This is a genomic window from Rhodococcus sp. NPDC060090, from assembly GCF_042729855.1.
Classification (GTDB): Bacteria; Actinomycetota; Actinomycetes; order Mycobacteriales; family Mycobacteriaceae; genus Rhodococcus.
Genome location: NZ_JBHWXB010000002.1, coordinates 168,117 through 186,333, shown reverse-complemented (window position 1 = coordinate 186,333; position 18,217 = coordinate 168,117). Strand labels below are relative to the sequence as shown.

Below are 18,217 nucleotides of genomic sequence, written 5' to 3'. Positions count from 1 at the left end.
CGGGCATCATGCTGTACTGGGGTGAACAAGCGTTAATGACCTACTCCGGTCCATAGAGGGAGTACCCCCATGACTCACCGCCCGTCTCAGCCCCGTACCGACTCGCCGCGTTACCTCACCGAGGAACGGCTCGAGATCCGCGACCTGGCCCGCGACTTCGCGATGACCCGGGTCCTGCCGGTGGCGAACGAACTCGACCCGGTCCAGGGCACCATCCCGGACTCGCTGAAGAAGGAGATGGCCGAGATCGGCTTCTTCGGGATCATGATCCCCGAGGAATACGGTGGCCTCGGCCTCGGCGTCTTCGAATACTGCCTCGTCGCCGAAGAACTCTCCCGTGCGTGGATGAGCGTGTCGGGCCTCCTTGCCCGCGGCAACGGCATGGGCGGCGGCTTCACACCCGAGCAGGAGCAGGCATTGCTCCCGCGGGTCGCCCGCGGTGAGTACCTCGGCGCCTACGCGTTGTCCGAGGCCGAAGCCGGCTCCGACGTCGCCAACATTTCCTGCCGTGCCGTGCGCGACGGCGACGAATGGGTCGTCAATGGCACGAAGATGTGGTGTACCTACGCGGACGAAGCCGACTACATGGTGTTGTTCGCCCGCACCGATCCGAACAAGGACCCGGCCAAGCCGCACCGCGGGATCAGCGCGTTCCTCATCGAAAAGGAGCGTGGGGGATTCCCGGAGGGCATCTCGGGTACCAAGATCCGTAAGATCGGCTATTTCGGCTGGAGCACCTGGGAGTTGTCGTTCGACAACTTCCGCATCCCGGCGGGCGAGATGCTCGGCGAGGAGGGCAAGGGCTTCTACCTCGCGGTGTCCGGTCTCGAGGTGGGCCGCGCCCATACCGCAGCCCGCGCGATCGGCCTGGCACGCGCGGCCCTCGGGGACTCCATCGAATACGTGCACACCCGCCGCCAGTTCGGTCGTCCCATCGGCGATTTTCAGCATCTGCGTTTCAAGATTGCGAAGATGGCGGCGGATATCGAAGCTGCCCGTCAGCTCATGTACTCGGTGGCCACCGATATCGACACCGGACGTCGTTGCTCGCTCGAGGCATCGATGTGCAAGCTCGTGGCGACCGAGATGGCCGAGCAGGTCACCAGCGAAGCGGTACAGATCCACGGTGGTGCCGGATACACCACAGACTTCCAGGTGGAGCGGCATTGGCGCGACGCGCGTCTGACGAAGATATTCGAAGGTACCAGCGAAATTCAGATGCGCATCATCTCCGATGAGCTGCTCGGAAGGCCGGAAAAAGCATGAGCATCAAGACTACTCACGAGGTTGTCACTGTCGGAGACCGAACCGTGAGCCTGCCGCAGGTTGCTGCCGAGACTCTCACCGAGGCAGGGGTATCCCTGCCTGCCGGTTCCACGTCGGTCGGTGCTGTTGTCGCATGCGTGTCCGCTCCTGCAGTTCCGGGAGCGCGGCGGATCGGGTCCCAGTGGAATGCAGAGAAAGTCGTCGAACAGGCCGAGAGTGTGTCGGTCGATACGGTGATCGTCCGCATCACCGGCGACCGCGTCGAACGCTACATGGCCCTGCGTGACCACACGAGCGTGATTCGTGAGAGTGGCACCGAAACCTGGGTTCTCGAGGACCCCGCTACGGCGGTAGCAGCCCCGGAACTCGACTTCTGCAGCGTCGAATGGGGAAACCTGCTGAGCGAAAGTCTCGAGGACGACCGCGGTTTCACCTCCTCTCTGTCGACGTGGGACGGCACCATCGGGCTGCGCTGCAGCGATCGGGAACTACATCTGCGCATCTACAAGGGCACCATCATCGATGTCACCCGGCGTACGCCGCACGGCGCCACGTTCACCTTCGTCGCGCCCGCCCACACCTGGGTCGACCTCGTCCTGTCCGACACCGACGACTTCATGCGCAGGGCCATCAGCGGCGAATTCTCCTCCACCGGAGACGGATACGAGTATCTGCGGTTGACCAAACCGCTCAACACGATCATCGCGCATGCCCGACTCATCGCAAGGAAGGCCAACTCATGATCGAGGCCCGCTATCTCGACATCGGGGGAGCTCTCGGATTCGTCGAAATCGTCACCCCCGATCATCGCAACACCGACCACCGCGACGTCGAGACATTGCCCGCAATCCTGTGCATCCACACCGCAGGCCAGAGCGGCGTGCAGTGGCGGCACGTCGCCCGCGACCTCGCGAACCGGGGCTACCGAGTGATCGTGCCCGACCTGCCCGGCCACGGACGCTCCGAGCCCGCACCGTCCGGACCGGTGACCAGCATCGTCGACTACGGCGACTGGCTGTGCAACGTGCTCGACGCCCTCGGGATCGAACGTCCGTATGTGATCGGCTGCTCCATCGGCGGCAAACTCACCCTCGAACTCGCAACCCGTCCCGAGCGACCCCTGTCCGGCGCCATCGCAATGGAGGCAGAAGCCGGCCCCGGCCGGGTCAACGTCAACGGACTCCGTCGCGAACTCGAAGACGTCGCCGGCCCTGCCCGCGCCGAACGTACCTACCTGGGAACTCTTGCTTCGGTGGGGCGTTCGGTTCCCGAGGGTAAGGCCCATCTGATAGCGCTCATGCACAAGCGGGAAGACCCGGAGATCTCGTCGTCCGACCTGATCGGCTGGGGGACCCACGACGTGCGCGACCGACTGAACCAGGTCACCGCCCCCTTGCATGTAGTAGCGGGGCGCGACGACCCGTGGATCGTCGTCGACGAAATCGCCCGGGTCGCGGAAGTGGTCAACGAAACGTCACCCGGACGTGCACGATTCACCGTGTTGGACGGTATCGGGCACTACCCGATGGAGGAGATGGACGACTTCGCCGGTCTCGTCGACACGTGGATCGGCGAGCTGAAGCAGTCGGCCCGGAGCGAGGAGGTAGTGCTGTGACGACCCGAACCGAGACTCTGTCTGCGTTGCTGGACACTCTCGTCGCCGAGAACCCCGCAGCGGCGATCACGTACGACGTGGTCGCGGACGATGTCGTCGTCAGCAGTAGGGCTGATCTTCGCAACCGCGCCGAAGCTCTGCGTGCCGAACTCGAAGCAGTCGGAGTGCGCCCTGGGCAATGCATCGCAGTGATGCTGCCGAACTGGTCCGATGCCCTGGTCTGGCAGTTCGCCGCCGCCGCGGTGGGCGCCCATGTCATCGGCGTCAACACGCGTTACAACACCGGCGAGGTCGCACACATCCTCACCGCCGCCCGACCCGCCGTGGTCGCCGTCCCGGCAGCGTTCCACGGACTGGATCTGTTCGGCCGCCTCACCGAAGCCGCCGCATCGGTTCCCGGTGTCGTGGCCCCGGCCGTCGCCGTGGTACGAGGACCATCCGAAACCGAAGCGACTGCACAAGAATTCGACCTCGGTGGGGGCGCATGGGTCGCGGGGAGCGGTGATACCGGAGCCCTCGAGGTTCCCGAGACCCCCGACCAGGTCACGCTCACCGCAGCCGGAATCGATGACGATCCCGAGGATCGCCTCGCCGTTTCCTTCACGACCTCCGGTTCGACCGGTGTTCCGAAGCTCGCGGCGCACCGTCACAGCGCCATCGTGCGACACGGACATGCCGACGCCGAGATCATGCAGGTTCGCGAAGGCGACGTGGGCTTGTGTGTCCTACCCGTCTCGGGTGTGTTCGGTTTCAGCACTGCCATGGCGATGATCGCCGGTGGTGGCGCGTTGCTCATGGAGACCGTGTTCGACCCGGCGGCAGTGCTGCGCCGCATGCAGCGGGTGAAGGTCACCCATGCGGTAGGCGCCGACGACCTGTTCGGCCGGCTGTACGACGAGTGGCACCTTGCCGATTCGCGGGGCGCAGCCGAGCGCATCGACCTGTCGGCGCTGCGGTGGCTGGGCATCGCCGACTTCCTCGGACGGTCGCACGAGATCGCGCGCTGGACCCGCGACGAGTTCGGCACCCACACTTCCGGGGTGTTCGGATCGTCCGAAGTGTTCGCGCTCGCGATGCTCTGGAACGCCGATGACCCAGAATCGGTGCGCTGGAACGGCGGTGGCCGTGCGGTGGAATCCGCGATCGAGCTGCGTGTCGCGGATCCGCTCGACGACACCCCGGTCGCCGACGGCGAACAGGGCGAACTGCAGTTCCGTGGGCCCAACGTCGTCGACGCATATCTCGGCAATCCCGAGGCCGCGGCGCGCGCCTTCACCAAGGATGGCTGGTTCCGTAGCGGCGACCTCGCCGTGGCGCTCGGTGACGGCGGCTACCGGTATGTGTGCCGCATGGGCGACGTACTGCGTCTGCGCGGGTTCCTCGTCGACCCCGCCGAAATCGAACGACGCCTCGCTCGGCATCCGGGCGTGGGAGTCGTGAAGGTCGTCGGGATCACCGGCGACGGTGGCTACACCCATGCCGTCGGGTTCGTGGTGCCCACCGACGACGCACCTGCCGACACCGACGCAGAAAGCCTGAAGGCGTGGTGCAAGGACGAACTCGCCGCGTTCAAGGTGCCGTCCGCGATCCACATCATCGACCGCATGCCCACCACTGTGGGCGGCAACGGCTCGAAGATCCGGGCCGTAGAACTGCGCGAATGGGCGCAGAACTGGACAGACCGTGAAAGGGACTACCGCCGTGACTGATTCCCCCGCGAACGATGTAGTGATCTGCGAACCGATACGTACCCCCGTCGGCCGGTACGGCGGCATGTACATCGACGTTCCTGCCACCGACCTGGCTGCCCGCGTCATATCGGAGTTACTGGCGCGCACAGCGATCGACCCCGGGACGATCGACGACGTCATCTTCGGACAGTGTTACCCCAATGGTGAGGCACCTGCAATCGGCCGTGTCGCGGCGCTCGATGCCGGTCTTCCCGTCACCGTCCCTGGTCTGCAGCTCGATCGCCGTTGCGGCTCGGGACTGCAGGCGGTACTCGACGCCGCGATGCGCGTGCAGACCGGTGTCGCCGACATCGTCATCGCCGGCGGCGTCGAATCGATGAGCCGCTCCGAGTACTACACCGAATCGATGCGCTGGGGAGCCAAGGGAGCTCCCGCCGCGCTGCACGACCGCCTCGCACGCGGCCGTGTCACCGCGGGCGGTCGCAACTATCCGGTGCCCGGTGGCATGCTCGAGACCGCTGAGAACCTGCGTCGCAAGTACGACATTTCACGGCGGGAACAGGACGAACTCGCCGTCGAGTCGCACCGGCGTGCGGTCGCCGCGATCGCATCGGGGAAGTTCGCCGACGAGATCGTGCCCGTGCAGGTGCCGCAGCGCAAGGGAGATCCGAAGACGATCGACCGCGACGAGCACCCGCGCGCCGACACCACCGTCGAGACGCTCGCGAAGCTCCGCCCGATCATGGGCAAGCAGGACCCCGACGCCACCGTCACTGCAGGCAATGCCAGCGGGCAGAACGACGGTGCCGCTGCATGTATCGTCACCAACCGCGCGACCGCGGACCGGCTAGGTCTGCGTCCGCTCGGCAAGCTCGTCACGTGGGCGGCCGCCGGTGTGGCACCGGCCGAGATGGGCATCGGACCGGTTCCCTCCACCGCGAAGGCCCTCGACCGCGCGGGTCTGAACCTCTCGGACATCGATCTCATCGAACTCAACGAAGCCTTCGCCGCACAGGCGCTCGCTGTGACGCGCGAATGGAAGTTCACCGCAGCGGATTTCGAGCGCACCAACGTCAACGGATCCGGGATCTCCCTCGGCCACCCCGTCGGCGCGACCGGCGTGCGGATCCTCGCCACGATGCTGCGCGAACTCGACCGCCGCGGCGCGCGCTACGGCCTCGAGGCGATGTGCATCGGCGGCGGCCAGGGTCTGACCGCGATCTTCGAGAGGGTCGAGTGACCGCGCGTCCGCTGGACGGTGTCCGTGTCGTCGACCTGTCCAGCTTCGTCGCCGGCCCCACCGCAGGCCGGATGCTCGCTGAACTCGGGGCCGACGTCATCCGCGTCGATCCGATCGGCGGCGCGGTCGACGGTGGCCGCTGGCCGCTCACCGGCGACGGTGCGAGCCTGTACTGGACGGGGCTCAACCAGGCGAAACGCTCGGTCGCGGTGGATCTGCGCAGCGACGAGGGCCGTGCCCGCATCGTCGAGTTGATCGCCGATGCCGGCATCGTCCTCGAGAACGCCGCACACGCCCCGTGGCTTGCCCACGAAGAACTGGTCGCACATCGCGCTGATCTGATCCACCTGCACATCGCGGGCAACGCCGACGGCAGTCCCGCTGTCGACTACACCGTCAACGCTGCCGCAGGGATTCCGCTGATGACCGGTCCGACCGGTCTCGGTACACCGATCAACCATGTGCTGCCCGCGTGGGATCTGCTCACCGGGGTGCACGCTGCGCTCGGTATCGTCACTGCGCTTCGTCGCCGCGAACAGACGGGTGAGGGTGCGTATCTCGAACTCGCGCTCGACGACGTCGCGAACTCCGCGGTCGCGAGCATGGGCTGGCTCGCCGAGGCCCAGGCGCGCGGATCCGGACGGGAGCTGCAGGGCAACGCGCTGTACGGCAGCTACGGTTCCGAGTTCGCAACCGCCGACGGCCGCTACGTCATGATCGTGGGTCTGACGCGCGGGCAGTGGCGGGCACTCGTCGAGGTCACCGGCACCACCGACGTGTTCACCGCACTCGCCGCGCAACGCGGTCTCGATTTCGAGAACGAAGGCGATCGCTACGCGGCACGAGACGCGATCACCGCGATTCTCGCGCCGTGGTTCTATGCGCGAACCCTCGAGCAGGTCGAAACGGACCTCGCGGGCACGCGTGTGCTGTGGGCGCCGTATCGGATGATGGACGAGGTCGCGGCCGATCTCGCGGCACGTCCCGACTCGGTAGTGCAGTACGTCGACCAGCCCGGCATCGGCCCTGTTCTCACCGCGCGGTCGCCGCTGCGCTGGAACGGTCGCTACACCGACGCGATGTCCGCACCTCGGCACGGGCAGCACACCGACGAGGTCCTCGGGGCGGGTCAGCTGCCGGGTGCTCGATAGGACGCATCCCGCCGAGCGGCTTCGTCGACCTGCTCCGGGGTGAGCAGCACGATCGGCTTCGACCGCGCGGCACCGGAGGCGATGGTGCGGAGTTCCAAAGTGGCGGCGGCGATCTCGTCGGGCACGTCACCGAGCACGTACAGGTCGTGCCCGCCCAGTGCGAAGTGCACGGACTCGACGCTGCCGCCGACACTTTCGACCATCGCGACGATCGCATCGCGGCGGGCACTGCCGCCGTCGCTCAACAGTCCTTGTGCGCCCTCTGCCGTGTAGGTGACCTGCCAGAGATATCTAGGCATGTTGTGTCCCTTCCGGGATGCTGTCGGTTTTCTCCATGGTCGGTCGAACGGTTGGGTTGCGCGGTGCTTTCGTGCAAACGCGTCCGTGTTGTGTCCCTGTGAATCAGGGGGAAGCACGCCCGCGTACCCGGACAACGGTGGACCATGGACAACAGCGACCGTCGCATGTCCACCCGCCCCGTACGTCCGAAAGAGAATGTCGAATATGTCGCAGACCGAGATCATTCCCGCCGACTATCGTCGTCTCCTGGTCGAACCTCTCTTCGGCCATCTGGGGACCATCCGCCCGGACGACACCGTGCAGGTGACCCCGATGTGGTTCGAGTTCGACGGCGAGCACATACGGTTCACCCACACCACGAAGCGTCAGAAGTTTCGCAATCTGCAACACAATCCGTCGATGGCGCTGTCGGTGATCAATCCGGATGAGCCCCATCGCTACCTCGAGGTCGCAGGCAGACTCGTCGATGTCGTCCCTGATCCCGACGGTGCGTTCTTCGTTCGCTTGAACAATCGTTACGGGAATCCCGACACGACCCCGCCGCCGGACAAGGCAGATCGGGTGGTGCTGGTGATGTCGATCGAGCGGTCGACGAAGCAGTGACTTCGGCGCCCCATCGGTGGGCGGTAGCGTCGGTGGTCGACGAGTACATACCGGGCCATGATGAGCGTCATGGATCCGTGACGAGAGGATCGCCGTGCCGAAGCCACCACTCCCCGAGGCCGTCGCAGAACTTCTGACCCACGCCAACCACGCGACGATCACGTCGTTGCGCGCCAGCGGCCAACCCGTGTCGGTGCCCACCTGGTACCTCTACGAGAACGGCCGGATCCTTGTGAACATGGACGAGGGTCGTAAGCGTCTCGAGTACCTCCGCAAAGATCCGCGCGTGGCGCTGAGCGCGATGGATCCGGAGGACTGGGTCACGCACGTGAGTCTCCAGGGCAGGGTCGTCGAGTTCGTAGACGACCCCGACCTGGCCGACATCGACCGGATCGCCCGGCACTACACCGGGAAGCCCTACTACGTGCGCGACCGCACGCGTGTGAGCGCGTGGATCGAGATCGACCGCTGGCACGCGTGGGGAAGGTTGATGAACGTCTCTTGATCCTGCCGCGCGGAGAACGGCCGGCTCACATGATGCCGGCCTTCTTCGCCGCGCTGCGCACCTGGAACGACATGACGATCAGCAGGATGCCGAACAGGATCGCGTAGATGCCGAGCAGGACGATCAGGCCGAGGATGCCCGAGCCGGGGAAGATCAGCAGGAGTACGCCGAAGAGGACCGCGACGACGCCGGCGATCAGCGACCACACCCAGCCCGAATCGGGCACCTTCCGGAACCGCAGAGCACCGACGATGCCGATGATGCCGAACAGGATTGCGTAGAACGCGATCAGGTACAGCAGCACCAACGCGGTGATCCCCGGCCAGAACAACGCGACCAGACCGGCGAGGACGGAGACGACGCCCATCGCCAGCCACAGCCCCCAGCCGTCCAGGGTTGCGCGATCTCGGATGGAATGCCATACGAGTACGGCGCCGTCGACGATGGCGTACACCGCGAATACGACGACGAGCGCCCACACCGTGATGCCCGGCCACACCAGAGCGACGATGCCGAAGAGGACGGCGAGGATGCCGCGGATCAGCACCACCCACCAGACTGTTTTGAAGACCGACCGGAACAGATCGGATGCTGACTCGGGGTTCGCGGACATGACGACTCCTTGCGTATGACTGCGCGATCTTGATGGCCTTCAGAATAGGTCGGCTTACCTTGATCCGCAGGGGAAACCGTCGTCGTTTTCCCGAGGGACGAATGCGGCCGTAGTCGCGGAAGGTGGCATCGGCACGGATCGGTATTTCCGGTTCGACAACGACTTTCCTCGCGTTGTCCGGGTTTCCGTGGGTCATGAGGCAACGGAAACCCATGTGAGCGGAGGAAAGCTTCGCAGCGGAGCCGGATGATTCGACAGATACAGGTCCCGATGCCGTGCGCGGAACATGAAAGAATTTCCACCGTACGACGCGCTGGCGCTGCAGTGCCGACTGCGACCCGGAGCATCCGGGACCGAGTAGCTGGAGGAGTAGTACGTGTGGCCCGATCACTGGCCGACGATCACCCGACGCGTCGCGACGACCACCGACGCCGCGCTGGGCGCAGCCCGCACCGAGGCGGTGCCCGCATTCGATGAGGCGCTCGACGAGCTGATCGCGTTGCCATACGAGCAGGTCACCGCGGTGCATGCGGCGATGCTGCGTGAACTGCTCGAGGAACTGCATCCCGATGGGCTGACCGGTGAGGATGTGCAGAGAGTGCTCGAGCGAGCGCTTCGGAACGGCATGCGCTGGTTGCCGTCGCTGCAACCCGACGCGGTGGTCGCGGTGCTCACCGGCACGTTGGGTGTACACGACGACGAGGCCCCTAAGGTACGGCCGGGCGACTATCTGACGGCAGGTCTGCTGGTACTCGCCGATCTCCTCGCCGCGCGCACCTCCGCTCCGGGCCCTTATCTGCGACGCGCGGTCGCAGAGATCGAGCGGTCCGAGACGATGGAGATGCCGTGAGGACGAGCGCTGAACCTTCCTCCGCTCCTGCGGGTTTCCGTGGATCGACGACCCACGGAAACCCGTAGAGGCGGAGGAAACTGACCGCGTCGTAGGTCAGGGCAGCGTCTGCTCTTCGACGTTGCGCGCGATGCGCTGCAGTAGTTCGGTGAGGACGTCGAGTTCGTCGTCGCTCAGTCCGTCGAGCATCTGCCTTTCGCTCTCGAGTCGGCGTGGTAGCTCCCGCTCGACGAGTTCGCGCCCCGCATCGGTGAGGGAAAGCAGCACTACGCGTCCGTCGCGTTCGAGGCGCTGACGTTCGACCAATCCGATCTTCACGAGCCGTTCGGTGTGCTTGGTGGTGGATGCGCCGGAGATGCCGGTGACGGAAGTGACCTCGCTCGCTCGCAGTGGGAAGTCGCTGCGCGCGAGTGCGCTGAGTACCTCGAACTCGGTGCGGCCGACGCGGCTCGATTCGAGTTCCCGATCGAGTCGGTTCAGAGCGAGGGAGCCGATGCGGGTGATGCGGCCGATCACGTCGATGGGGCGGACATCGAGTTCGGGGTAGCGGGTCGCCCACGCGTGACGGATGCGTTCGACGTAGTCGGAGCGGGCAGAGGGCGTGGACATGTGTGCATTCTAACGGCTGGAATCCAAGAAGTTCATAGATAATTTACATACGAAGTATTATCCTTGAAGGATGCTTCGACCGCGCCGACACACGGACCACGACCGCCTTCGCTACACGGGCGGCGCGTTGGCGCATTCGCTGTCGGCCTCCGCGTGGCGGGAATCCCTCGAGATGCGCCGGGCCGATCCCACTGTCGCCGTGGCGATCCGTGTCGGCGTGGCCACGCTGATCGCACTGATCGGAGGTGGCCTCCTCGGTCATCCGGAGGTTGCGGGATTCGCCGCCCTCGGCGCATTGTCGTCGGCGTTCCTGCGCTACGAGCCCTTCCCGCGGCTCGCGACGAAGCTGGCTGGTGTCGGCCTCGGTGTCACGGCCTTCACCGCGTTCGGTGCCGTGCTCGGTGCCGTCGGGCTCACCATATGGCTGCAGATCCTCCTGCTCTCCATAGCTGCAGGTGTGTCGTTCTGGCTTCTTACCGCCTTCCGGATCACCGGGCCGGGCCCCGTGGTCCTCATCTTCGCCGCGGCCGGTGCCGCTGGCTTCGCCGACAGCGCCGCCGACGTGCGTCTCGCCGCTGCGGCAGCTGCCAGCGGATCGGTCATCGGCTGGATCGTGGCCATGCTTCCCGCGCTGTCGCATCCGCAGAGCCCCGCCCGAGTCGCGGTCGCACGTGCGCTCGCCTCCGTCGCCGCGCTCGAATCCCAGGGTTCAGCGGGGGTGACGACCGCTCGCCAGAACATCACCCGCGCTCGTGAGGTGATCGCACTCGGTGGCGATCGACGGATGCGCTCCCACGGGCACGAGCTTCTCGCGCTGCTCGATGCCGCCGAGAAGACCGTCGACGGTGGGTCGCACGACACGCTGTCCGAGCGCCGCGCCGACTTCCACCGGTTCGAAGCGGAACTTCGCAAGGTGCGGCGCGACATCGACATTCCTCGATCCGGAACATCTGTCCAGGGTGCTCGACGCGTGAGCCGGACCGACAAATTCTTCGGATTCTTCGGCGAGGGTGTGCAGCGGTTGAGCGACCGGGTGATCGTGATCGGTGTCGCGCGGGTCGTGGTCGCCTCGTTGCTCGCCGGGGGGATCGCCGCGGCACTCGGTATGGCGCATCCGCTCTGGGCCACGATGGGTGCGATGGCCACGCTGCAGGGGGCGAACTATCGGCATACCGTGCAGCGTGCGATCCAGCGACTGATCGGTAACGCGCTCGGTGCGGTGCTCGCGGTGGTGCTGCTGGTTCTCGACCTCGGCTATTGGCCGCTGGTCGTCGTGATCGTGGTGCTACAGACCGTCACGGAAATGGTCGTCACCCGCAATTACGCTCTCGCGTCCGTCTTCGTCACGGCCATGGCGTTGATGCTCACCGGGTTGGGCAGCAGCATCGGGCCGGATGTGGCGGCCGGCCGCGTGGGTGACACCCTCATCGGCGTGGTGGTCGGAGTGATTGTCGCCGCGCTGACCATCCAGCGCGGCGACCGTGCTCACCTGACCGAGGTCACACGTGAGCTGCCTCGAAGCTCTCGAGAATGTGCGACGGAATGCGCCCGCGTGAGCTGACGTCGAATCCTTGACCCCGGGCCCAGTGGCGCACCGCAGCCAGCTGCTCGGGGGAACGTCCGGGAATCACCTTGCGGTTGCGGGGCTTTCGCGGACGAATCGGGGTGGGGGCGGTTGCATGCGCTGCCGGGGGAATGCTCGGCAGTTTCGGTGTCCGGTTGCGCTTCGACTCGTTCAGCCACGGCTGTAGAACTGCCCAGAACTTGTCCGCGTTGGAGGGACGAAGATCGATTTCATACTCGATATCGTCGACGGTGATCCGGAACGATTGCGCCAGACCATCGGTAATCGGTTCGCCGTCGATGTCGTCGTAATACTCGACACGCACCTGCTGTGCCACACTGTCTCCTTGTCCCCGAACTTTCAACTAAACGCTAGTTGTTACTGGAGGGTAGCTTCAAATTCCGGGCGAATGCACCAACCCGGACAGTGAGGTGTTCGAAGAACATCTCAGGATGGGTCGCCGTGACGATAGCGGCATTCGGTTCGCGCCGCCAGATGCCTGCCCAATCTGCGATCGTGGTGCCCCGCGTGAGCCGCCCTTCGAGCTCCACGTCCACCGTTGCGGGTGTCGTCGTGTACGGCACGGTCCCCAGCGCCACCGCTGCTGCGAACGGGTCGTGAACGTGAGCGAGATAACCGAGATTCTGATCGCGGTGGAACTCCATGTAGAAACGCAGCGCATCGGAGAGGTGTCGCACCACCGGATTCGATGCGCGCGATCGCATCTCTCGCGGGTCGTCGGACGACAATGCCTCGGCGGGAGTGCTTTCCGACGCCTCCGCGATACGGTCCACGTGCACGGGATGCATCTCGATGGTCTCGGTGATGTCCAGTGGACACACGATGGGATGCTGCGAGGCAGGCAGACCGGAGAACGCATCGAACACCTCGCGTGCGGCTTCCGGGTCGACCGCCACGTTCCACTCCGACGTCGGTGTCGTGTTGCCGGGATGGTTGAAGCAGCCGCCCATGATCACGAGGCGCCGCAGTCGCTGCGGCAGCTCCGGATCCATCCTCAGGGCCAGTGCGAGATTCGTCATCGGTCCGGTGACCAGCCCCGTCAACTCACCCGGGTGCTCGCGTGTGAGCTCGACCCACGCCTGCGCTGCGGTGCGAGACGACGGCGCCCGCGATGTCGCCGGAAACTCGGCATACCCGACACCCAGCGGCCCGTGAGTGTCCTCGGTGGTCATCAGCGGTGCGACGAGCGGGACTTGCGCCCCGGCCGCGACCTCGATGTCGGTGCGGCCACACATATCCAGCACCGCAAGGGTATTCGCGGTCACCTGATCGACAGGCACGTTCCCGGCCGTGCACAGCACCGCGGCGATGTCGGCCTCCGGACTCGCGAGCAGATACAGCAACGCGAGCGCATCGTCGATGCCGGTGTCGACATCGACGATGAGTCGAGTCGAGGTGATCGGGAGGTCGGGGGAGCCCACGCCACACATCTTGCGACATCGCGTTCACGTCGCGCACCATGGGGTCCCACTCGCCCGTGAAACCTCGGCTTGGGAACATTCGAGGATGCAGAACAATGCCTGGGGCTTTTTCACGGACGCCGACGGTGCGTATCGGCCCACCAAGTATGCGGTGAGCCCATGGTCGTCCACGATGCTCGCGGGCCCGTGCGTGTGCGGTCTGATCGCCCGCGAACTCGAGAATCGGCACGGCGACGACGCGATGGTGCCCGCGCGCCTGACCGTCGACCTGTTCAAGCCGGTCCGCAACGACGAGATCCGATTCACCACGACGCGTGTCCGCGACGGTAAACGGATTCGCGTAGCCGACGCGCTGCTGATGCAGGGCGACGACGTCTCGGCTCGCGCAACCGTCGTCTTCCTGCGACCGTCGGCGCAACCGCCGGGCGAGATGTGGGTGCGCGAGGATCGTCCGGAACCGCCCGCGGAAACTCCCGCCGACCCGGAGACCGGATTCGTCTTCCCCACCTGGTTCGGCAGCGACGCCCACCCCGAAGGCTGGTCGACGAACCGAGCCGAACACCAGAATGCGAGCCGCAAGCGTTTGTGGGCACGTCAACTGCCCGTCGTCGTCGGAGAAGAGATGTCGCCGTTCGTGCGCACCGCGACGGTCGGGGAAGCGACCAGCTTGGTGACCAACTGGAGCGACCGCGGCGTCGGCTTCATCAACGCCGACCTCACCTTGACCCTGTCGCGGTTGCCTGTCGGGCCGGAGGTGGGTGTCGAGGCCGACCACCACATCAGTGCCGACGGCATCTCCGTGGGCACGTCGGTGCTGTTCGACCGGCTCGGGCCGTTCGGTTCCGGAACGGTCACCGCACTCGCCGATCCGCACCGGCAGGTGGATTTCGGCGGAGCATGATCTTTTCCGAACTAGCATGTGCGCCATGCGAGTAGTGCGGATCGTCGATCTCAGCCACCCCGTGTCGCCGAGCACGCAGGTGTATCCGGGAGATCCGACGCCGGTGTTCACTCCGCACGCGACCATCGGCGGCGACGGCTACAACCTGCTGCACGTCGCGATGGGATCGCAGACCGGCACCCACGTCGACGCGCCGCGACACATCCGCGACGACGGGAACTCCGTCGACCGCCTCCCGCCCACGGCGTTCGTGGGCAGGGGAGTGGTTCTCGATGTGCGTGGCCGCGTCGGTCGGGGCGAGCTGATCGGTCCGGATGCGTGGGATGAGGCCGACCTCGGCTCGGGCGACATCGCTCTCGTGCACACGGGATGGTCGGAGCACTTCGGCACCGACGAGTACTTCCACCATCCGGCGCTGAGCGTGGACGCGTGCCGGTGGCTGCTCGACCGCGGAGTGCGCACCGTCGGCATCGACGCCCCGAGTATCGACCCCACGGGCGACGAGGAGCTCCCCGCGCACCACGTGATCGCCGACGCGGGTGGTGTGATCTGCGAGAACCTGACGAACCTCGCGTCGATCGACTTCCCGGATCCGTTGGTGAGCCTGCTGCCGATTCCGTTCGTGGGTGCCGACGGGGCACCCGTCCGTGCGGTCGCGATGAACCTCGAGTTGTTCTAGGGCAGGTGCGTCACCACGACACGTGCCGTCCCGTACACCGCGGTCCCGGCCGTGACCAACCCGAACGCAACGATCCACAGCCCCGCGGGAATCTTCGTCAACCACCTCAACTGGTCGGCGTCCGAACCCTGGCCGCGGCCACGCATGTGGGTGCGAGCCAGTTCGAACACCGGACGTGTGGCGCCGAGCAGCAGTACCCACGTGATGAGGTACGCGGCGGCATACCGCACGACCGGGTCACCGAGATAGGCCGCGGCACCCACGAGAGCGCCCGCGATCACGACGGACACGAAGCCGTACAGGTTGCGGATCAACAGGAGCAGCAACGCCTGGGCTGCGAGGATGGACCACAACACCGCCGCCGGTCGGTTCATCGTGAGCAGGGTCGCCGCCGCGAACCCCAGTACCGCCGGGCCCGTGTACCCGGCAAACGCCGTCGCGACCATGCCGGGGCCGCGCGGATTCCCCGACGACACCATCACGCCCGACGTGTCGCTGTGCAGCCGAATGCCCGACAGTTTGCGCCCCACCAACGCGGCCACGAGCGCGTGCGACCCTTCGTGCGCCTGCGTGATCACGTTGCGGGTCTTGCGCCACAACGGCTGCACCGTCACGAGAATCAGCGCGATCGCCGCTGTGACCAATACCAGGGCGGTCGGCGCGGGTGCGTCGACGGCCGAGACGGCCTGCCACGCGGACTCCGCTGCGTTCGTGAACGAGTCGAGGCTCGACGCCACTGATCACCTTTCGTCGGTTATGGGTGAGGCACGACACGTCGTCGGCCTCGATAGCCTCATGAGCATGCCTGACAGTCGTGCCATCGATATCCGCGCGGGTATCGCCGACTCGTGGGCCGTCGGGCTCGGCCTGATTCCGCTGGGCCTCGCGTTCGGCGTGGTGCTCACCCAGGGTGGCTTCGACTGGTGGTGGGCGACGATCTTTTCGATCGTGATCTACGCGGGTTCGATGGAATTCCTGGCGATCGGTCTCATCAGTGCGGTGACACCGTTTGCGTCGATCGCCGCGGCGACGTTGCTCGTGAACTTCCGACACGTCTTCTACGGACTGTCGTTTCCTCTGCGGTCCATCCGCAGCCGGATCGGCCGTCTCTACGCCGTCTATGCGCTCACCGACGAGGCCTACGCGATCGTTGCGCCGAAAGCCGGTCAGGATCTGTCCGGTACCCGAGTGCTCACCGTGCAGGTGCTGTGCCAGTCGATGTGGGTGGTGTCGGGCACTGTCGGCGCGCTCATCGGTGCGGTGCTGCCCGCGGGCCTCACGGGTCTCGAGTTCGCGCTCACCGCCTTGTTCACGGTGCTCGCGATCGATGCGTTCCGTACCAACCGCGATGTGCCCGCCACGGTGCTCGCGGTGGTGTGCGGCCTCGTGGCGATGCTTATAGCGAAGGATCAGATGCTCGTCGTCGGACTCGGGTTGTTCGTCGCGTGCCTGCTCGCACGATTCGTCTACCGGAACAGGACGGCCAGTGCCTGAGTCGGTGCCCGGCGCCGGATACGTTCTCGGCGCTCTGCTGGTGATGTTCGCCGTGACCGTTACGCTGCGCGCGGCGCCGTTCCTGGCGCTGTCGGGGCTGAAGAACTCCGCCGTCGTCGACTTCCTGGGCAGGACGATGCCGGTCGGCGTCATGATCATCCTCGTCATGTACACGCTGCGCGACGTGGGCGCGACGACGTGGCTGCCCGCGACGATCGGGTTGTGCGGCACGATCGCAATGCACTTGTGGCGGCGAAATGCGGCGCTGAGCACCGTGGTGGGTACCGGCCTCTACTTGGTGGCGTCGGCCTTCTGGGGCTGAGCTGTTACCGGCGAGGCTGTTACCGGCGGGATCGGGGTCATGATCTCGCCGCGGCGGGTGCGGGCGGCGAAGACCGCGGCGACGAAGACGACGACGGCGATGATGGCCTGCGAGTTTCCGAGTGCCTCGAGCACGACGTGTTCGACCCAGCCGCGCGACGATGCATCGGTGAGTAGCTTGTTGGGTCCGAACAGGAAGATCAGTGTGGCGGGCACGAGTACGGGCCACCAGCCGCGGTAGCGCGGGGCGACGAGCAGCGGCACCAAGAACAGCGAGTACACCCAGTGGTGGGTGACGGCGATCGGTGCGGCGAGCAGCGTCGCGAGACCGACCAGCGCGAGGGCAGGGACGGTTTCGCCGGCGCGGAGGAATCGGTGTGCTGCCCACGCGGTCGCGGCGACGATCAGCGCGGCACCGACGATCCAGAGGATTTTGCTGGTGCCCTCGGAGAACCCGAATCGGGCGATCAGGCCGGTGAGTGCTTGGTTGCGGAAGAACCCCTGGTCGCCGGCGCGATCGGTTGCGAAGAACTCGTCGGTCCAGAAGAACACAGAGGAGTCGGGCCGCAGCCAGTATCCGAATGCCACGGTCGCGAAGAAGGCGCCGAACGCTCGGGCCACCGACGGGATGTCCTTGCGGAGCAGGAGCAGTAGCCCGAATGCCGCGGGCGTCACCTTGATCGCTGCCGCGACCGCGATACCGACGCCGCGGAAGCGCGCGGGGATCACACCGAGGACATCTGCGACGACGAGCGCCATGAGAATGATGTTGATCTGGCCGAATGCGAAGTTCGATCGGAACGGCTCGAGCAGGAGCACCACGCCCAGGGTCGACGAGGCGACGAGGCTTGCGCGGGTGACGTCCAGTCGCTGGTAGACGACCTTGAGAATCCACCACACGAGTGCGATGAGGAGGGCAGTCCACAACACCTGCAGTGTCGTGCTGCCGATCAGGGCCATCGGCGCGAACAGGAATGCGGCGAACGGCGGGTAGATGAATCGGAAGCCCGAGTGGGTGTAGAAGCCCTCTGTGTAGAGGGGGGTGTGATGGAGGAACGCGTACCCGGCGTCGCGGAAGACGTCGAGGTCCATGAGGTATTCGGTGAACGCGTCCTGCACGTATCCCGCCACCGCGTATGCCGTGACCAGTAGTCCGATGGCGATCAGTGCGGAGTGCACGGGCCTGGCGCGGACTTCGGACAACAGCACGGGTGGGACCTCCGGGTGGACGGCAACGTTTCAGGGGCCCGGTCGGGGCGACCCGTCGTCACGTTACACAAACGTTGTACGGCGTAGCCCGTCCTGAAGCGCTTTCTGCGGATAGAATCGGCTGTTTATCCCTTTTGAGTATTTCCCGGTCAAGTGCAGATGAA

21 protein-coding genes are annotated in these 18,217 nt (G+C 65.9%); 14 read left to right on the top strand and 7 right to left on the bottom strand.

Features of this window, described 5'->3' with window-relative positions; all coding sequences use genetic code 11:
* Positions 1-69: 69 nt before the first annotated feature.
* From ACFWCF_RS03260 to ACFWCF_RS03235, 6 genes are read left to right on the top strand one after another with little or no spacing between them, the layout of a single operon-like run.
* On the top strand, positions 70-1,266 hold the full coding sequence (locus tag ACFWCF_RS03260; protein ID WP_378557108.1) for an acyl-CoA dehydrogenase family protein: 1,197 nt from the start codon (positions 70-72) through the stop codon (positions 1,264-1,266).
* Positions 1,263-2,009, top strand: a complete 747-nt coding sequence (locus tag ACFWCF_RS03255) for a hypothetical protein (protein WP_378557105.1) — start codon at positions 1,263-1,265, stop codon at positions 2,007-2,009. The genes ACFWCF_RS03260 and ACFWCF_RS03255 overlap by 4 nt, the downstream gene beginning before the upstream one ends.
* Complete coding sequence (locus tag ACFWCF_RS03250) at positions 2,006-2,881, top strand: alpha/beta fold hydrolase (protein WP_378557102.1); 876 nt, start codon at positions 2,006-2,008, stop codon at positions 2,879-2,881. The genes ACFWCF_RS03255 and ACFWCF_RS03250 overlap by 4 nt, the downstream gene beginning before the upstream one ends.
* Positions 2,878-4,590, top strand: a complete 1,713-nt coding sequence (locus tag ACFWCF_RS03245; protein ID WP_378557099.1) for an AMP-binding protein — start codon at positions 2,878-2,880, stop codon at positions 4,588-4,590. The genes ACFWCF_RS03250 and ACFWCF_RS03245 overlap by 4 nt, the downstream gene beginning before the upstream one ends.
* Positions 4,583-5,812 (top strand): acetyl-CoA C-acetyltransferase, encoded by a 1,230-nt coding sequence (locus ACFWCF_RS03240; protein ID WP_378557096.1) that lies wholly within the window; start codon positions 4,583-4,585, stop codon positions 5,810-5,812. The genes ACFWCF_RS03245 and ACFWCF_RS03240 overlap by 8 nt, the downstream gene beginning before the upstream one ends.
* Entirely contained in the window at positions 5,809-6,963 is a 1,155-nt protein-coding gene (locus ACFWCF_RS03235) for a CoA transferase (protein WP_378557093.1), read from the top strand. The genes ACFWCF_RS03240 and ACFWCF_RS03235 overlap by 4 nt, the downstream gene beginning before the upstream one ends.
* On the opposite strand, the gene ACFWCF_RS03230 is transcribed toward ACFWCF_RS03235, so the two are convergent.
* Positions 6,942-7,262, bottom strand: coding sequence for a GYD domain-containing protein (locus ACFWCF_RS03230; RefSeq protein ID WP_378557090.1), 321 nt, complete (start codon positions 7,260-7,262; stop codon positions 6,942-6,944). The two genes, ACFWCF_RS03235 and ACFWCF_RS03230, sit on opposite strands and share 22 nt — an antisense overlap.
* Before the next feature lie 205 nt (positions 7,263-7,467).
* On the opposite strand from ACFWCF_RS03230, the gene ACFWCF_RS03225 reads away from it, so the two are divergent.
* Together ACFWCF_RS03225 and ACFWCF_RS03220 are read left to right on the top strand one after the other, a co-directional pair.
* Positions 7,468-7,866 (top strand): PPOX class F420-dependent oxidoreductase, encoded by a 399-nt coding sequence (locus ACFWCF_RS03225; protein ID WP_378490045.1) that lies wholly within the window; start codon positions 7,468-7,470, stop codon positions 7,864-7,866.
* 94 nt (positions 7,867-7,960) lie between these two features.
* Positions 7,961-8,371: a pyridoxamine 5'-phosphate oxidase family protein gene (locus ACFWCF_RS03220; protein WP_378557087.1), complete on the top strand. Its 411-nt coding sequence runs from the start codon at positions 7,961-7,963 to the stop codon at positions 8,369-8,371.
* A 25-nt stretch (positions 8,372-8,396) separates the two neighbouring features.
* On the opposite strand, the gene ACFWCF_RS03215 is transcribed toward ACFWCF_RS03220, so the two are convergent.
* The gene (locus ACFWCF_RS03215) at positions 8,397-8,984 is read right to left on the bottom strand and encodes an HdeD family acid-resistance protein (protein ID WP_378490043.1); all 588 of its coding nucleotides are present in this window, start codon (positions 8,982-8,984) and stop codon (positions 8,397-8,399) included.
* A 376-nt stretch (positions 8,985-9,360) separates the two neighbouring features.
* Here ACFWCF_RS03215 and ACFWCF_RS03210 point away from each other — a divergent pair, with 376 nt between their 5' ends.
* On the top strand, positions 9,361-9,834 hold the full coding sequence (locus ACFWCF_RS03210; RefSeq protein WP_378490042.1) for a hypothetical protein: 474 nt from the start codon (positions 9,361-9,363) through the stop codon (positions 9,832-9,834).
* A 96-nt stretch (positions 9,835-9,930) separates the two neighbouring features.
* Here ACFWCF_RS03210 and ACFWCF_RS03205 read toward each other — a convergent pair whose 3' ends face one another.
* Positions 9,931-10,443: a MarR family winged helix-turn-helix transcriptional regulator gene (locus ACFWCF_RS03205; protein WP_378557084.1), complete on the bottom strand. Its 513-nt coding sequence runs from the start codon at positions 10,441-10,443 to the stop codon at positions 9,931-9,933.
* 70 nt (positions 10,444-10,513) lie between these two features.
* Between ACFWCF_RS03205 and ACFWCF_RS03200 the strand changes: the two genes are divergently transcribed.
* Positions 10,514-12,004, top strand: coding sequence for an FUSC family protein (locus ACFWCF_RS03200; RefSeq protein WP_378557081.1), 1,491 nt, complete (start codon positions 10,514-10,516; stop codon positions 12,002-12,004).
* Here ACFWCF_RS03200 and ACFWCF_RS03195 read toward each other — a convergent pair.
* The gene (locus tag ACFWCF_RS03195) at positions 11,943-12,344 is read right to left on the bottom strand and encodes an Lsr2 family protein (protein WP_378557078.1); all 402 of its coding nucleotides are present in this window, start codon (positions 12,342-12,344) and stop codon (positions 11,943-11,945) included. The two genes, ACFWCF_RS03200 and ACFWCF_RS03195, sit on opposite strands and share 62 nt — an antisense overlap.
* A gap of 34 nt (positions 12,345-12,378) precedes the next feature.
* Positions 12,379-13,458 carry a nucleoside hydrolase gene (locus tag ACFWCF_RS03190; protein WP_378557075.1) on the bottom strand — a complete coding sequence of 360 codons (1,080 nt, stop codon included), beginning with the start codon at positions 13,456-13,458 and terminating at the stop codon, positions 12,379-12,381.
* A gap of 76 nt (positions 13,459-13,534) precedes the next feature.
* Between ACFWCF_RS03190 and ACFWCF_RS03185 the strand changes: the two genes are divergently transcribed.
* Both ACFWCF_RS03185 and ACFWCF_RS03180 read left to right on the top strand, forming a co-directional pair.
* Positions 13,535-14,350, top strand: a complete 816-nt coding sequence (locus ACFWCF_RS03185) for an acyl-CoA thioesterase domain-containing protein (RefSeq protein ID WP_378557072.1) — start codon at positions 13,535-13,537, stop codon at positions 14,348-14,350.
* Positions 14,351-14,375: 25 nt separating this feature from the next.
* On the top strand, positions 14,376-15,029 hold the full coding sequence (locus ACFWCF_RS03180) for a cyclase family protein (RefSeq protein ID WP_378557069.1): 654 nt from the start codon (positions 14,376-14,378) through the stop codon (positions 15,027-15,029).
* Here ACFWCF_RS03180 and ACFWCF_RS03175 read toward each other — a convergent pair.
* The gene (locus ACFWCF_RS03175) at positions 15,026-15,766 is read right to left on the bottom strand and encodes a M50 family metallopeptidase (RefSeq protein WP_378557066.1); all 741 of its coding nucleotides are present in this window, start codon (positions 15,764-15,766) and stop codon (positions 15,026-15,028) included. The two genes, ACFWCF_RS03180 and ACFWCF_RS03175, sit on opposite strands and share 4 nt — an antisense overlap.
* A 58-nt stretch (positions 15,767-15,824) precedes the next feature.
* Between ACFWCF_RS03175 and ACFWCF_RS03170 the strand changes: the two genes are divergently transcribed.
* Both ACFWCF_RS03170 and ACFWCF_RS03165 read left to right on the top strand, forming a co-directional pair.
* On the top strand, positions 15,825-16,523 hold the full coding sequence (locus ACFWCF_RS03170) for an AzlC family ABC transporter permease (RefSeq protein ID WP_378557063.1): 699 nt from the start codon (positions 15,825-15,827) through the stop codon (positions 16,521-16,523).
* Positions 16,516-16,845 (top strand): branched-chain amino acid transporter permease, encoded by a 330-nt coding sequence (locus ACFWCF_RS03165; protein WP_378557060.1) that lies wholly within the window; start codon positions 16,516-16,518, stop codon positions 16,843-16,845. The genes ACFWCF_RS03170 and ACFWCF_RS03165 overlap by 8 nt, the downstream gene beginning before the upstream one ends.
* Here ACFWCF_RS03165 and ACFWCF_RS03160 read toward each other — a convergent pair.
* Positions 16,815-18,053: a glycosyltransferase 87 family protein gene (locus tag ACFWCF_RS03160; protein ID WP_378557057.1), complete on the bottom strand. Its 1,239-nt coding sequence runs from the start codon at positions 18,051-18,053 to the stop codon at positions 16,815-16,817. The genes ACFWCF_RS03165 and ACFWCF_RS03160 overlap by 31 nt on opposite strands.
* Positions 18,054-18,217 lie beyond the last annotated feature (164 nt).